Origin of the sequence: Nonlabens spongiae (genome assembly GCF_002117125.1) — a bacterium.
Lineage (GTDB): Bacteria > Bacteroidota > Bacteroidia > Flavobacteriales > Flavobacteriaceae > Nonlabens > Nonlabens spongiae.
The window spans coordinates 2132654-2146930 of the sequence record NZ_CP019344.1 but is presented as its reverse complement, the minus strand read 5'-3'; the positions used below and the strand labels follow the sequence as shown (position 1 = coordinate 2146930).

Here is a 14277-nt window from a genome sequence, read left to right as displayed (position 1 = left end):
TACTTGCAAGGTGTATTCAATAATGGATAGTGATGTCTCTCTATCGTAGAAAGATTTTATCTTTTATTTCCCATCGGTGTATAAATTGGCATTACAGAATTTTGGGTCTCATCATAAAACTCTTTTGAATACCTATTTTTAGACTTTATCTTACCCTTTGATTTTGAGTCTAGGACCTGAATAATAAGTCCTTTACTTCTCAGTCGATCAAGTTTTTTCTTTCTTATCGAATTAAGTAGGAGATGATCAAATGAAACTTTGTCTTTTATCATCAGAAGTCTTTTGATATTTTTTTCTTTCGCTTTTACCAAGCGAAGCATTTTTATTACCTCAACCTTATATGAGTTGAAATCAATTCTTTCATCCGTCATGCCGAGATTTATTTAAATAGTTTGAGCCTAATTTTTAAATAAAATTTGATGCAAACTCTCCATTTATACTGGACTGATTATATTCTAATCTACACCCACTTCATCATCCAGTGGGCACACTTAACTTGTAGGCGTTTTGCAACCATTTTCCTCATCCCAGCCCTCTCCAAAGGAGAGGGAGATAAGTAGAAATTGATAAACTTCCTTACTGACAACTGACAACTGACAACTGACAACTGACAACCGAAAACTAACTCAATGCGCCTCTAACCAGTTCATCCCTACGCCTACTTCCACATCAAGCGGCACACTTAATTTATAAGCATTTTGCATCTCGTCTTGGATCAGTTTTTTCATGTCTTCCAGCTCATCATTGTGGATGTCAAAAACCAATTCATCATGAACCTGCAGCAACATTTTTGACTTGCAGTTCAATTCTTTGAACTTTTCGTGAATGTTAATCATCGCGATTTTGATGATATCGGCCGCGCTCCCTTGAATGGGAGCGTTGACAGCGTTGCGCTCGGCTGCGCCTCGCACGACATTGTTAGATGAATTGATGTCTTTTAAATAGCGACGCCTTCCCAAAACCGTTTCTACATAACCATTCTCACGCGCGAAAGCCACTTGGTCGTCCATGTAGGCGCGCAGTTTTGGGTAGGTTTTATAATAGGTGTCGATCAGTTCTTTGGCCTCGCTGCGATCCAGATCGGTTTGATTGCTCAGTCCAAAAGCACTAACCCCATAAATGATCCCAAAGTTCACCGTTTTGGCATTGCTACGCTGCTCTCGGGTCACTTTCTCTATGTCTACATTAAAAACGCGTGCAGCGGTAGAAGCGTGAATGTCCTCGCCATTTTTAAAGGCAGCGATCATGTTTTCTTCCTCGCTTAATGCAGCGATTATACGCAACTCAATCTGGCTGTAATCGGCAGCCATTAAGGTGTAGTTTTCATCGCGAGGGATGAAGGCATTACGCACTTGTCTCCCGCGCTCGGTACGTATCGGGATGTTTTGCAAATTGGGATCGGTTGAGCTCAAGCGGCCTGTCGCCGCCACCGTTTGCATATAATTGGTATGAATACGCTGCGTCTTTGGATTCACCTGATTGGGCAGAGCATCCACATAAGTCGATTGCAATTTTGTCAGTCCGCGGTATTCGAGAACATCAGCGATGATTTGATGGTTAGCAGCCAGATAACTCAACACATCCTCAGCGGTAGAATATTGACCGGTCTTGGTTTTTTTAGGCTTGTCCACCAGCTTCAACTTACCGAACAAAATTTCTCCCAGCTGCTTCGGCGATCCTATGTTGAACTCCTCGCCGGCTTCTTTATAAATATTTTCTTCTAGTTGAGCGATGTCTTCTGTTAGCTTTCGCGAAAGCGTACCCAGATAATCCTCATCCAGATTGATACCCTCTATTTCCATATCTGCCAGCACCTGAACTAGTGGCATCTCGATCTCGGTAAAGAGCTTGTTAGTTCCGGCAGAGTCGAGTTCTTTGACAAAATACTGTTTGAGTTGGAGTGTGATATCGGCATCCTCCACCGCATATTCTTTCTGCTTTTCCAGTTCCACGTCGCGCATGGATTTTTGGTTCTTACCTTTCTTACTGATCAATTCCGTTATGGATTGCGGTGTATAGTTGAGGTAGGTCTCCGCAAGCACGTCCATGTTGTGCCTCATGTCTGGATTGATGAGATAGTGCGCGAGCATAGTGTCAAACGCCGGCGCCGCGACCTCAACGTCATATTTGTCCAAGACCTTGATGTCGTACTTCAAATTCTGACCGATTTTCTCAATCTCGTTACTTTCAAAAAATGGTTTCAACTGATTTACGATTTCCTGAGCTTTGTCTCGCTCTTCTGGAAACGGCAAATAAAAACCTTTTCCCGCTTCCCATGAAAATGCGATCCCGACCAGCTCTGCCACTAGTGGATCCAGACTGGTCGTCTCGGTATCAAAACACACGCTTTTTTGCTGCATGAGTTTTTTGAGGAACAAGCTCATACCCAGTCCTTCTTCCACGATTTGATACAAATGATCTGTAGTTGCTAGCGTTTTTCTTCCTGTAGCATCAGCTTCTGCAGCGGTTCCCGATCCCGGTGTATCAAAAAGTGAAAATTGACCGTCTGAATTTGAATCTGAACTTGAACTGGAGGATGAGGCACTCGAAGCCTCTTTATAATTAACCCCAGGAACACCGTCAGGAGCAAAAATTTTTGCCATGGTTTCCTTAGCACGTCGGAATTCCAATTCGTCAAAAACCTCGTGAACCTGTTCCACATCTGGATCGTCCAGGGTGTAGTTTTTAGCATTGAATTGCACATCGCAATCCAGTTTTATAGTTGCCAGTTGTTTGGAAAGGCGTCCGAGCTCAGCATTGGCGATAACTTTTTCCTTCAGCTTACCCTTGAGCTGATCGGTATTGTCCAGCAAGCCTTCCATGGAGCCAAATTGCTTGAGAAATTTTTTGGCCGTCTTATCGCCCACACCGGGTAAACCAGGAATGTTATCGCTCGCGTCACCCATCATTCCCAGATAGTCGATTACCTGTTCAGGACGCTCCACCTCAAAACGCTTTTGAACTTCAGGAATTCCCCAAATCTCGATACCGTTACCCATACGAGCCGGGCGGTACATGAAAATATTTTCTGAAACGAGCTGTGCGTAATCTTTGTCTGGCGTGACCATGTACACGGTAAAGCCTTCCTTCTCGGCTTGTTTAGAAAGTGTCCCTATCAAATCATCTGCCTCGACACCGGCAATCTCCACGATGGGAATATGCATGGCTTTCAGAATTTTTTGAATGTAGGGAATAGCGATGCGTATGGCTTCTGGAGTCTCGTCGCGATTTGCTTTGTAATCTTCATAAAGCTCTGTACGCTCAGCACTTCCTTCTTTGTCAAAAGCAACGGCGAGGTACTCAGGTTTTTCACGGCGTATCACATCAAAGAGCGAATTAGTAAAGCCCATAATCGCACTCGTATCCATGCCTTTACTATTAATACGCGGATTTTTTATCAGGGCGTAATAACCTCTGAAAATCAGCGCATAGGCATCCAGTAAAAAAAGTCTCTTGTCGTCAGTTCCGTCGTTAGTCACGTGAAAAATTTTAAGGAGGTTAAAGATAGGGTATGTTTGGCACTCTGAACTTCAAATCTGTCACTCTGAAACCGAAGAATAAGGTGTTCAGAGTCTCTATATGATTGGTTAGAGCTTTGTCGATCTTTACGTCCCGATCAATGAGACGCTGTCCCGACCGCTGTACGGAACGCACTATATTTGTCCAGCACGACAAGATGTATTATTTCTTAACACATTAGCAACATTTTAAGCTCAAGTTGCATTTAATTTCGCCGCATGCGTTGGATTATAGCTTTAGTCATCTTTTTGGCACTGGAGATTTATGCATTTCAACTGGTGCGCGTGTTGTCTCGAGGGCACTGGTGGAAATGGGCGTATCCAGTGGTGTCGCTTCTGGTCATCTCAAACCTCATCATTCAGTTTGCCATTAACTCAGATCGTTCTGCAGTTTCTAGTGCGAGGGATTTTGCCGTGACGCTCTTTTTGGCATTTTTTGTCCTCAAGCTGGTCTTTTTTCTCTTCATGTTTGGAGAAGATATTTACCGGTTCATTAAAGGTGTTTTTATCTCGCTTTCGCGAAAGCGGGAACTTGATGAGTCATTCTTGCCCGGTAGGAGATCTTTCATCGCCAAAGTAGGTCTTGCGGTAGCTGCGCTGCCTTTTGGGGCAATTCTCTACGGAGCCTGGCGCGGGAAATTCAACTACCAAGTCAGGAGTTATGAGCTGACGTTTGCAGATTTACCAGAAGCCTTTGACGGTTATAAAATCACCCAACTCAGTGATATCCATGTGGGGAGTTTTGAGAATAAAGAAGAGGTGGAATATGCCATAAACCTTGCTAATGAGCAGCAAAGTGACGCGATTCTGTTTACAGGTGATCTGGTAAATAATATGTCGAGTGAGATGTACGGCTGGGAGGAAGTTTTTGGGAAGCTGAAAGCTCCCGATGGCGTATTTTCTGTTTTGGGAAATCACGATTATGGAGACTATGTGAGTTGGGAAACTCCAGCCGCCAAAAAAGCCAACCTTCAAGAACTTTTTGACATTCAGAAAGGGATGGGCTGGCGCTTATTGCTGGATGAGAATGAAAAGATCACCCGCGGTGCCGATTCTATTTCCATCGTAGGGGTTCAAAACTGGGGGGCGGTCGCTTTCCTAAATACGGAGATTTGGATAAAGCTTCGCAGGGTTTAACTAAAAAGGATTTCAAGGTGTTGATGAGCCACGACCCGACGCACTGGGATTTGCAGGTGAAGGAACGCGATCTCAATTATCACTTGACTTTGAGCGGTCATACACACGGTATGCAATTTGGCGTAGAAATTCCAGGTTTTATCAAGTTAAGTCCAGCCTGGTTTGTGTATAAAAAATGGGCTGGTATCTATAAGGAATACGGGCGCTTTCTAAACGTAAATCGAGGTTTTGGATTTTTGGGATATAAAGGTCGAGCAGGTATTTGGCCAGAAATTACGGTGATTACTTTGAAGAAGGGATGATTTTTTCAACCCATTGATTATTAGAGATTTTTAGCTACATTTACGTAAATCTTCTAGGTCATGTCAAAGTTTGGTGAGCTTATCAGTGTAGAAGTGCCGGTGTTATTCAATTTTTTTACAAGTTGGAATGAGGACTCCATTTCTATGCAACCCATCGTCAAAGATGTTGCTGCAGTGATAGGAGAGGACGCCAAGGTCATTAGAATAGACGTCGACAAAAATCCTGAAATCACCGAAGCCCTACGCATTAAAGGACTGCCTACGTTCATTCTTTATAAGAACGGCGAGATGAAATGGCGCAAGAGCGGTAGGCAAGATGTGAATACCCTGGTTCAGGTGTTGCAGCAGTATAAGTAAGAGCAAGCGTTTTACTTATATCAAGTAGCTTCTTGATCAGCGTATTATCTAATCCAAATTGTTCAGTGTATAGTTGATAGTTGATCACCTAATTTGAATGTTCAAATAGCTGATGTTTTAGGTTTTCAAGCGCAGGATAATATATACACCGCGTCTGTAAGGGCAGACTTAAGTGCCCTTACTTAAAGAAAGGAGACTAGAAAATTCTAAAATGTAAGCGTCTGATCAAAATGTTGTACAAGTTATTTCCTTGATCTTCAAAAACTCCAAATACTCCGGCAAGATCTCCAGCAACCGCTCTTGAGCTTTTTCACTATCGTGAAATACTACAATACTTCCGTTACGAGTATTTTTTTTGAGGTTTTCTAAACAACTTGATGCAGATCGAGACGTATCAAAATCACCTGATAAAACATCCCACATTACGACTTTATATCCTTTAGATTTTAATTTCTTGACCACACTGGAAGTGATCTTACCATAAGGAGGTCGAAACAAGTTTGAAGAGATCAACTGCGCAGCTTGACCTGTATTATCTAAGTACTCTTGCCAACTTGTTTTCCATGCATTCAGGTGATTGAAGGTATGGTTCCCCACACGATGTCCTTGATCTAAAAGCCGCTGATAAATATCAGGATGCCTCTTCACACAGTCGCCGATGCAAAAAAAAGTTGCCTTAACGCCGTAATCACGCAAAATTTCAAGGACTTTATCTGTAACTATTGGTGTAGGTCCATCATCAAAGGTGAGGTAAATCTCTTTTCTAGCCCGGCTTTTATGCCAAGTCAGCCCTTTAAATACCTTGGGAATCCAGTGCGGTATGCGATCTGGATACCAGCGCATCAATCATTATTTAAGGCACTAGTATCAATCACTTCTGGTGCATCTAGATTATCGATGTCACTTTCCAGTAACTGGCGCAGTTCCATTTCGGCAGTGCTATCTGGAAATTGCTCTCCCGGAGCGCCGGTCGCAATCAAAAAGTCTTGATCAAAAAATCTAGGGAAAGCCCTCACATAATTGTTATAAGTTTCCACATGCTTGTCGAGCATTTCTTGATCTTGATAAAAAACAGCCGTCTCCACGAGACTGTTGTAGCGCACCACAGCCGCTTGCAACTCCATGCGGGATTCTATTTGCTCCTCTAAAGTCAGTGCTTTATAATGATCAAGTTCATCAGTGTATTTTGCGATGACTGCGGTCAATAACTCACGAGCCTTCTCTTTCTTATCTACTTCGTAATATCCAGAAACGAATGGCTCAATCATGGAATAATGGCCATAGTAGTCCAATGGCATTTTTTCCATTCCCAGATCGAGAAGATTTTCAGCTTTTTTGAATTCGCCAATTTTAGTCAAGGCTTCAGCGACTCGGGTGATGTTACTTCGGTAACCTACACTGTTACGACGCGTCTCGGTGTCATGGTAAATATCTGGACTACCGCCATTACCCCAATCCCAGTTCATGATTACATCATAGCTGTATTCTGGATCAATCCTACCCATGTCAAACGGGTCACGTGGATCTTCTGGTTCTGTTTTGATAGGAACAAGACGGTATGCGCAACCGTCCATCTGTAAATAATCCTTCATCCAGATGTAATCATCATCTCCAAAAGCACCTCCCGAAAAGTAGATAGGACGCTCCCAGTTGTTAGCGTTGATGATGTCCAGCATAAACATGCGGTTCTTGTAAACGATGCTGCTGTTGATGGTAATTACGATTTCATCAACGATCTGATCAGCATCTTTTTGAGCAACCACACCATTTTTAAGTACCGCCTCTTTGTCTACGGGAATACGTATATGCTTAGAAGGGAAAGTGTAGTCAGGATATCCGTTGCTGGCAAAATAACCTTTAGTAAACTCTTTTTCACTCTTGACCCAATTCATCCAAGATTCAAGATCTACCGTGTCTGGAACCTGATAATTAGATCCAGCTCTTTTTACAATGTCCTGAAGTCTTTCCTTACCAGGGAAAATCAGCGCGTCTCTTGTTCCGTAGGTGTACTGGTCGTGCGTCATGGTGCTAGGAACAGGCTCGCTGTCCCAGGCCTGTTTTTTCATATCATCCATGTACCAGTCCGTGCTCAAGAGCGAGGTACAAACCACACGCACATCGGTACGGTAGCCTTCTACTTCTTGTGCATACCAGAGCGGGAACGTATCATTATCTCCTATGGTGAAGATGAGCGAGTTGGGCAGGCAGCTGTCCAAGTATTTTTTGGCACTTGCCAGGGCTGTATACTTTTCAGATCGGTCGTGGTCGTCCCAGTTTTGATATCCCATCAATAGCGGTGAAGCAGCAAAACAAACGGCTAGTGCTATGATTTGTGCTGGTCTTGATTGGACTGTTAGGTCGCTGAGCGGAGTCGAAGCGTCCGCCTCGGGCTTCTTTTTAAACGTATCCCTCAAAATCTCATAGATCCAATACACGCCCATTCCTATCCACATACTGAAAACTAAGAAAGAACCCACATAAGCATAATCACGTTCCCGTACCTGGAACATGCTTTGATTCAGGTAAAAAATGATCGCGAGTCCCGTGAATAGAAATAGCACGAGTGTAACGTAAAATGATTTAGGATCTTTTTTGAAATGGAAGAGTACGCCTATTAATCCAAGAATAAGCGGTAGGAAAAAGTAGGTGTTGCGACCTTTATTGTTAAGCATGTCATCACTCAGATCTTCTTGAGTTCCCAAAAACATAGAATCTACGGGAGTGATTCCACTCAACCAGTTGCCATTATAGCGATCCCACTCACCTTGAATGTCGTTTTGCCTACCCACAAAATTCCACATAAAATACCTCATATACATGTAGCTGATCTGGTACTGGAACAGGTAACGCATGTTTTGGGCAAATGAGGGTTTATTAATCGTAATCGCACCTTCTTGCTCTAGATAACTCAATACTTCTATGTACTCAGAAGCTTCGATGCGATCACGCTCAAACTGTCGCTGGTAGTCGTCCAGTATGCCTAGCAGCTCAGGATTCGTCTCCATTTCTGGGTCGATCGTATAATCCAGACCACCCATAAAACGCACGTAATTTTCAGCGCGGGAGCCATCTGTCATTCTGGGGAGAAAGCCCTCGTGATCTTCGTGCGTGTTTTGAAGCGCATCCTTGTAATTGTTGACGATGATATACTTACCTTTTTCGTAATCACGCTCATATTTGGGCGCTTCATCACGGTAGGATTCATTATCATCTGTAAGCGGGTCGTCAGGGTTGAGACCTGCATAAATGTCTGTGAAAGCTTTCCCGTAAAACAGCGCTGGTTGCGGGTATTGCTCCCTGTTGAAATAAGCTAATAGGGCACGGGCATCGTTAGGATTGTTCTCGTTGATCGGCGTTCCGGCATTGGCACGTATGGGTAACATCACCCATGAAGAGAAGCCTATTAACACAAACATGGTGCAGATTGTTATGGTGTTGAGTAGTGGTTTGTTACGCTTTCGCGAAAGCGAGATCAAAAACACAAATAACCCTATAATTAGCAATAAAGCGATGATCGTACCTGAGTTGAAAGGAAGACCAATCTGGTTGACAAAAAACACTTCCAGATATCCAAAAATCGCCAAGGTGTACGGTAGCAGAAGCTTAAATACAAAGAGCAGCACCGCGACCACGGCTATGTTTGCCACAATGAAATTGAGTGGGGTAATTTTCTTGTAATGTTTGAAATACCAAAGCAGTCCTATGGCTGGAATGGTCAATATTCCCATGAAGTGTACCCCAAAGGAGAGTCCCACGATGAAAGAAATCAAAATGAGCCAGCGGTTACCGCGTGGTTTGAACATGTCGCGTTCCCATAAGAGACCTAGATAAAACATTAAACTCATGAGCAGGGCTGCAGCGGCGTAAACTTCGGCCTCTACGGCGTTGAACCAAAAACTGTCTGTAACGGCAAAGGTGAGCGATCCTATCGCGGCAGATCCCAATATCATTACATCGTCCACCCGATCTTTTAAAAGGTGTCTTTTAAGAAGCAAAGTGAGCGACCAGAACATGAATAAAATCGTGAACGCACTTGAGAAAACAGATAAAAGGTTTACGGTATAAGCGATGTCACTTTTTTCCAATGCAAAAACGCTGAATGCAGCGCCCAGCATTTGGTAAAGTGGTGCGCCTGGAGGGTGTCCTACTTGCAGACTCGATGAAGTTGCAATGTATTCTCCAGCATCCCAGTAGCTTGTTGTAGGTTCTACCGTGCTCCAGAAAATGGCTAGGGCTATGGCAAAAACCAGCCAGCCTACTATTTTATTTGATTTATCGTAGTTGATCGTCATCTCTAAACTTTACCGTAGGCGAAAATAAGAAATCTTAATGCCTTAACTTTAGTAACGAGAAGATGTATGTTAACGTATGAGAACGATCAAAAGCTTTCAATGCTATTGTTCTTCAATGGCACTTACTTTATTGTAAAATTTAAAGTGTAAAACCGCTGATCTGCCCACCATCCAGAGAAAGAAGGCCACCCATACGGCTTTGAGTTTCCAGTCCAGATAATCTGCGATGTAAATAGTAGGAATGAACACAAAAATGGTAAGGAAAATGAGCAAATTACGTAAATACACCGCTTCACCCCAGCCTTTGAAAATGCCGTCATAGACAAAAGCTACGGCATTAACCGGTTGCATGAGAATGACAATCCAAAATGTTGCGCTCATCATTTCCAGTACGGGTGCTTCATCAGTAAAAAACAGCGGAATCTGATCGTAGAGCGCAAAGCAGCCTAGGCTTAAAATAACAGCAACGCCCACGCCATAAAGCAAAGTTGTTTTGGCGAGGTATCTCAAGCCGCCGGCATCTCGCGATCCTAATAGTCTACCGCCTATGGCGTTCCCGGCATTTGCAAAGCCGTCAATGAAAAAGGAGAAGAACAACCAGATGTTCATCAAAATAGCATGTGTTGCTGCTGCGCTGGTGCTATAGCCATTAGCAAACCGGTAGGAAAGGTAGATCGCAATATTGATGGCCGCTGTTCTCAAAAAGAAGTTGGCTGTAAGGGAAAGGTGTTTACCCAGCTTTTCATGAGGTTTCCAAAGTTTAAGAGCTAACGAGAAACCGGTCTTTTTATAAAGAAAGTAAATGGCAATACACATAAGGCTGAATTGCGCTACGAGACTGGCGTAAGCAGCACCTTCTATTCCCATTGCTGGAATGATTTCGGGAATACCGTGAACCAAAATGATATCCAGAACCACATTAATGGCGGCTCCTATAAGACTCGCCGTCATCGCCCAAGATGTATTCTGCAACCCTCTGAATAATCCAAAAAGTGCAAAAGCACATAAAGTCATGGGGAAACCTATGGCTCTGATTTGATAATAAGTGACCGCTTGTTTTAAAACATCACCTTCGGCTTGATACAGTGTAAAAATCCATTCGGCTAGGGGAGCGGTGATGAGGTAAATCAAACTCCCAGCAACAATGTTGATCCATATAACTTGCGGCACCAATTCTTTTGTGGAATCGAGCCTGTCTTCTCCCAGGGCGTTTGAGATAATGGAGGAAATGGAAGTTTTGGTTTGAGCCAGCGTCCAAATAATAGCACTTAGAAAAGAGCCTACTAATCCCACTGCCGATAAAGCCACTACAGCACCATTTTCCATTCTGCCGATGACTGCGAGATCTGTTATGCTGATCACTGGCTCGGCAATTCCAGCAATAATTGCAGGAATGGCGAGCTTCAAGATATCTTTGACAGTAATGGATTGCTTGGGCATCGTGCAAACTTAGTTCATGCTTGAGCTTGAAAAGAATCAGGTTTAGAAAAGAAACTGATTTGAGTATATGATAAACTTATATATTTGCGTCTCTAATTTGGGGGATTAGCTCATTCCGATAGTTACCGGGAGGCTAGAGCGTCCCGACCCTGGTCGGGAAGGTGACCGGAAACCTGATTAGATTAAATAATAAAAAGGGGGATTAGCTCATTTGGCTAGAGCGCTTGCCTGGCAGGCAAGAGGTGACCGGTTCGAATCCGGTATTCTCCACTAAAAAACGCAGCTGAAAAGCTGCGTTTTTCGTATTCATACTTTATGCTTAGATCACCCCACCCGCACATCCTTCCAATAATTAGGTGGTTTGTGACCTGTTTTTACATTGGGAGTGATGCGGCTTTGCATCTCTGGCTGGAAAAAGGTGTAGGGATATTTGATTTCTCTTTCGCTGGCATCGTCCAGTTTTTTCATAAGCTCTGCTGGGATGTCAAAATCTAGGGCTTTCATATTGCCCTCAATTTGAGACATTTTAGTGGCACCTATAATCACGCTGGCTACATTGTTTTTGTTTGCTGTCCAATTCAGGGCAACACTGGCCATGGGCTGATTGATCTCCTCACTTACTTCGTGCAAAGCTTTGACAATGTTCCAGTTGCGCTCATTATCTTTTGAGCTTACCTCGCCACCGTTATCGGTGATGTGTTTTAATCTTCCTTCTACATCATCCTGATCGTCTATGCCTGGTTTATATTTCCCAGAGAGTAGGCCGCCGCCTAGAGGTGACCACGCCATGATTCCTGCATTTGTATACTGACCCAAATCGATATACTCGTTCTCAATCTCTCGCTGAATCATAGAGTATTCTAACTGAAAGGCAGAAATAGGCTCGTAATTATGAGCTTCTGCAAGTGCTTGTGCCCTTGAGGCATACCAGGCAGGTACATTGGAAAATCCTATGTGATGAATCTTGCCTTCAGTAACGAGATCATTTAGAGTGCGCATTACTTCTTCCACTGGAGTCAATTGATCCCAGCAATGCAAAATGTACAGATCTATGTAATCGGTTTTAAGGCGTTTTAGAGATTCCTCCAGCGTACGGCGAATGTTTTTGCGTGAGTTACCGCCGCCATTTACATCATTATTCTTACTTGTATTGAAGGTGAATTTTGTGGAAAGCACAATCTCATCGCGATTGCCGCGCTCTTTCATAAAATCACCTATAAATTCTTCACTGGTACCGCCCGTGTACAAATCAGCCGTATCTACAAAATTACCGCCGTGGTCGAGGTAGTAATCAAAGATTTTTTGGGCTTCTTCCTTTGTGTTTCCCCAGCCCCATTCCTTGCCAAAAGTCATGGTTCCCAACGCAAAACGGCTGACTTTTAAACCGGTTTTTCCAAGGGTGTAATAGCGATCTATGCTCATTATCAGTATTCTATTTGAATTTGTTGACTGTTAAAGGTAGTTATGGTGAGTTGTCTCGGCAAGCGAAGTAACGATTTTTACATCGCAAAGTAACACTTGGAGAATCTCAGGGCTTGATTTAGTTTGTGATCTGAGTGCTGAGGTACTCAAGGCTCGACTCTGATTTAATCGCAAGTTCAGTGTCATGCTCAGTTTGTAGTTTTATCTCGCTTTCGCGAAAGCGAAACAAAAACAAACTCTCTACTAGGTTAATATACTGGCGTAGTTATTGATCGCTTGAAATCCCTACATTTACGTTTCATGAAACTGTACCGCAACAGCCTGCGCAACCGCATCTTTTTTTCCATGATCTTGATTACCCTGCTGGCAAGTATCCTCATTGCTGGTATGAGTATATATCAATTCAGGGAACAAACTAAGGATTACCACGAGGAGCGATTGATGCGCAAGGAACAGAACATCAAAGAGAGTATTTATTATACCCTGCGCCAAACCGATTATGAGGTGAAAACCGAGAATCTGGCCAATATTTTTAAAGACAAAGACGAAATCTATGAAGTGAGCAATATTCACGGTATGCCGGTCTATGTCTATGATCTGCAGGGAAACCTCTTGATTAGTTCTAGTGCACTTTTTGTTACCCAGCCTCACGAGAAAACTATTTCTGCCGAGACCATTCAAAATCTCACAGATTCAAATAATAGGCGCTATGAAATCATCGTCAATAAGGATGAGGAGAATTACCGATATAGTTACACCTATTTAACGGATGCCCAGTTCAAAAACATAGGTATTCTCATGCTGGGCTATCAAGAGAACGATGATTTTATGGAGTATGAACTCCAGGAGTTCTTACAGCGACTGGGATTGGTTTATATTCTCATGTTTGTCTTTTCAATATTTCTCGCTTACGTATTATCCAAGTACATTACTAAATCCATAAGAGGCATAAGCGATCGACTCAAAGAACTCAACATTGCCAAAAGAAACCAGCATATCACCATAGACAGTTCTGGGAGTGAAGAGATCAACAGTTTGCTGGAATCCTATAATGACATGGTGGATCAGCTGGAAGAGAGTGCAGTACTGCTGGCAACAAATGAACGTGAGCACGCCTGGCGGGAGATGGCAAAGCAAGTCGCTCACGAGATCAAGAATCCGCTGACTCCCATGAGGCTTACCGTGCAGAGTTTTGAAAGACGTTTTGATCCTGAAGATCCTGAAGCCAAGGAAAAAATCAAAGAATATTCTTCTTCCTTGATCGAGCAGATTGATGTTATGAGCAACATTGCCAGTGCTTTTTCTACATACGCCAGTATGCCAGCGCAAAAAGATGAGGAGACAAACGTCTCTATGGTGACAAAACTGGCTCTTGATATTTTTAACGAGCCCTACATTTCTTACAAAGAAGACGACACAGAACTGTTTGTGATTTTTGATAGAACGCAGCTGATACGAGTAGTGACAAACCTAGTCAAAAACGCTTTACAAGCAACCTCTGGAAGTAGCCAGCCTGAAATACTGGTTGAAGTTACGCATGATGAAGACTCTGTATTCCTCAAGGTGGCAGATAACGGTACCGGTATCCATCCTGATCATGAGAATAAAATCTTTGAGCCCAAGTTCACCACAAAAAACAGCGGCATGGGATTGGGTCTCGCCATGGTAAAACAGATTGTAGAAAACTACAACGGTAAGATAGGTATGGAGACTACTTATGGAGAAGGAACTACATTTTGTGTGACTTTGCCGCTGGTCTCTAAATAAACTTCACAACACACGCAACGATCTTTATCGAGATGCATCTAT

11 protein-coding genes and 1 tRNA gene are annotated in these 14277 nt (G+C 43.1%); 6 read left to right on the top strand and 6 right to left on the bottom strand.

Annotated elements, in window-relative coordinates; genetic code table 11:
- Window positions 1-56 precede the first annotated feature (56 nt).
- Window positions 57-371 carry a hypothetical protein gene (locus BST97_RS09880; RefSeq protein ID WP_085767079.1) on the bottom strand — a complete coding sequence of 105 codons (315 nt, stop codon included), beginning with the start codon at window positions 369-371 and terminating at the stop codon, window positions 57-59.
- 48 nt (window positions 372-419) lie between these two features.
- On the opposite strand from BST97_RS09880, the gene BST97_RS15815 reads away from it, so the two are divergent.
- Entirely contained in the window at window positions 420-560 is a 141-nt protein-coding gene (locus BST97_RS15815; protein ID WP_157111603.1) for a hypothetical protein, read from the top strand.
- A 66-nt stretch (window positions 561-626) separates the two neighbouring features.
- Here the strand turns inward: BST97_RS15815 and polA are convergent, their stop codons facing one another.
- Complete coding sequence (gene polA / locus BST97_RS09875; RefSeq protein ID WP_085767078.1) at window positions 627-3479, bottom strand: DNA polymerase I; 2853 nt, start codon at window positions 3477-3479, stop codon at window positions 627-629.
- A 258-nt stretch (window positions 3480-3737) separates the two neighbouring features.
- Between polA and BST97_RS09870 the strand changes: the two genes are divergently transcribed.
- Genes BST97_RS09870 through BST97_RS09865 form a run of 3 tightly spaced genes read left to right on the top strand, consistent with a single transcriptional unit; the run spans window position 3738 to window position 5314 of the window.
- Complete coding sequence (locus tag BST97_RS09870; RefSeq protein ID WP_317043411.1) at window positions 3738-4655, top strand: metallophosphoesterase; 918 nt, start codon at window positions 3738-3740, stop codon at window positions 4653-4655.
- Window positions 4631-4957: a hypothetical protein gene (locus tag BST97_RS16325; RefSeq protein ID WP_317043410.1), complete on the top strand. Its 327-nt coding sequence runs from the start codon at window positions 4631-4633 to the stop codon at window positions 4955-4957. Before BST97_RS09870 ends, BST97_RS16325 begins: the two co-directional genes overlap by 25 nt.
- Window positions 4958-5017: 60 nt before the next feature.
- Entirely contained in the window at window positions 5018-5314 is a 297-nt protein-coding gene (locus tag BST97_RS09865; RefSeq protein WP_085767077.1) for a thioredoxin family protein, read from the top strand.
- Between the two features lie 225 nt (window positions 5315-5539).
- Here the strand turns inward: BST97_RS09865 and BST97_RS09860 are convergent, their stop codons facing one another.
- The 3 genes from BST97_RS09860 to BST97_RS09850 all read right to left on the bottom strand — a co-directional run bounded on the left by BST97_RS09860 (window position 5540) and on the right by BST97_RS09850 (window position 11046).
- Complete coding sequence (locus tag BST97_RS09860; protein WP_085767076.1) at window positions 5540-6157, bottom strand: polysaccharide deacetylase family protein; 618 nt, start codon at window positions 6155-6157, stop codon at window positions 5540-5542.
- Entirely contained in the window at window positions 6157-9606 is a 3450-nt protein-coding gene (locus BST97_RS09855) for a glycosyltransferase family 117 protein (protein ID WP_085767075.1), read from the bottom strand. The genes BST97_RS09860 and BST97_RS09855 overlap by 1 nt, the downstream gene beginning before the upstream one ends.
- Window positions 9607-9708: 102 nt before the next feature.
- Window positions 9709-11046 (bottom strand): MATE family efflux transporter, encoded by a 1338-nt coding sequence (locus BST97_RS09850; protein ID WP_085767074.1) that lies wholly within the window; start codon window positions 11044-11046, stop codon window positions 9709-9711.
- A gap of 196 nt (window positions 11047-11242) precedes the next feature.
- On the opposite strand from BST97_RS09850, the gene BST97_RS09845 reads away from it, so the two are divergent.
- Window positions 11243-11316, top strand: a tRNA-Ala gene (locus BST97_RS09845).
- A 54-nt stretch (window positions 11317-11370) separates the two neighbouring features.
- Here BST97_RS09845 and BST97_RS09840 read toward each other — a convergent pair.
- Window positions 11371-12468 carry an aldo/keto reductase gene (locus tag BST97_RS09840; RefSeq protein WP_085767073.1) on the bottom strand — a complete coding sequence of 366 codons (1098 nt, stop codon included), beginning with the start codon at window positions 12466-12468 and terminating at the stop codon, window positions 11371-11373.
- 300 nt (window positions 12469-12768) lie between these two features.
- Between BST97_RS09840 and BST97_RS09835 the strand changes: the two genes are divergently transcribed.
- Window positions 12769-14235: a sensor histidine kinase gene (locus tag BST97_RS09835; protein ID WP_085767072.1), complete on the top strand. Its 1467-nt coding sequence runs from the start codon at window positions 12769-12771 to the stop codon at window positions 14233-14235.
- Window positions 14236-14277 lie beyond the last annotated feature (42 nt).

Bases quoted from the DNA above. Each gene is read 5' to 3' on its own strand.
- BST97_RS09880 (WP_085767079.1), bottom strand. From the start codon at position 371: ATGACGGATGAAAGAATTGATTTCAACTCATATAAGGTTGAGGTAATA.
- BST97_RS15815 (WP_157111603.1), top strand. From the start codon at position 420: ATGCAAACTCTCCATTTATACTGGACTGATTATATTCTAATCTACACC.
- BST97_RS09870 (WP_317043411.1), top strand. From the start codon at position 3,738: ATGCGTTGGATTATAGCTTTAGTCATCTTTTTGGCACTGGAGATTTAT.
- BST97_RS09865 (WP_085767077.1), top strand. From the start codon at position 5,018: ATGTCAAAGTTTGGTGAGCTTATCAGTGTAGAAGTGCCGGTGTTATTC.
- BST97_RS09860 (WP_085767076.1), bottom strand. From the start codon at position 6,157: ATGCGCTGGTATCCAGATCGCATACCGCACTGGATTCCCAAGGTATTT.
- BST97_RS09855 (WP_085767075.1), bottom strand. From the start codon at position 9,606: ATGACGATCAACTACGATAAATCAAATAAAATAGTAGGCTGGCTGGTT.
- BST97_RS09850 (WP_085767074.1), bottom strand. From the start codon at position 11,046: ATGCCCAAGCAATCCATTACTGTCAAAGATATCTTGAAGCTCGCCATT.
- BST97_RS09840 (WP_085767073.1), bottom strand. From the start codon at position 12,468: ATGAGCATAGATCGCTATTACACCCTTGGAAAAACCGGTTTAAAAGTC.
- BST97_RS09835 (WP_085767072.1), top strand. From the start codon at position 12,769: ATGAAACTGTACCGCAACAGCCTGCGCAACCGCATCTTTTTTTCCATG.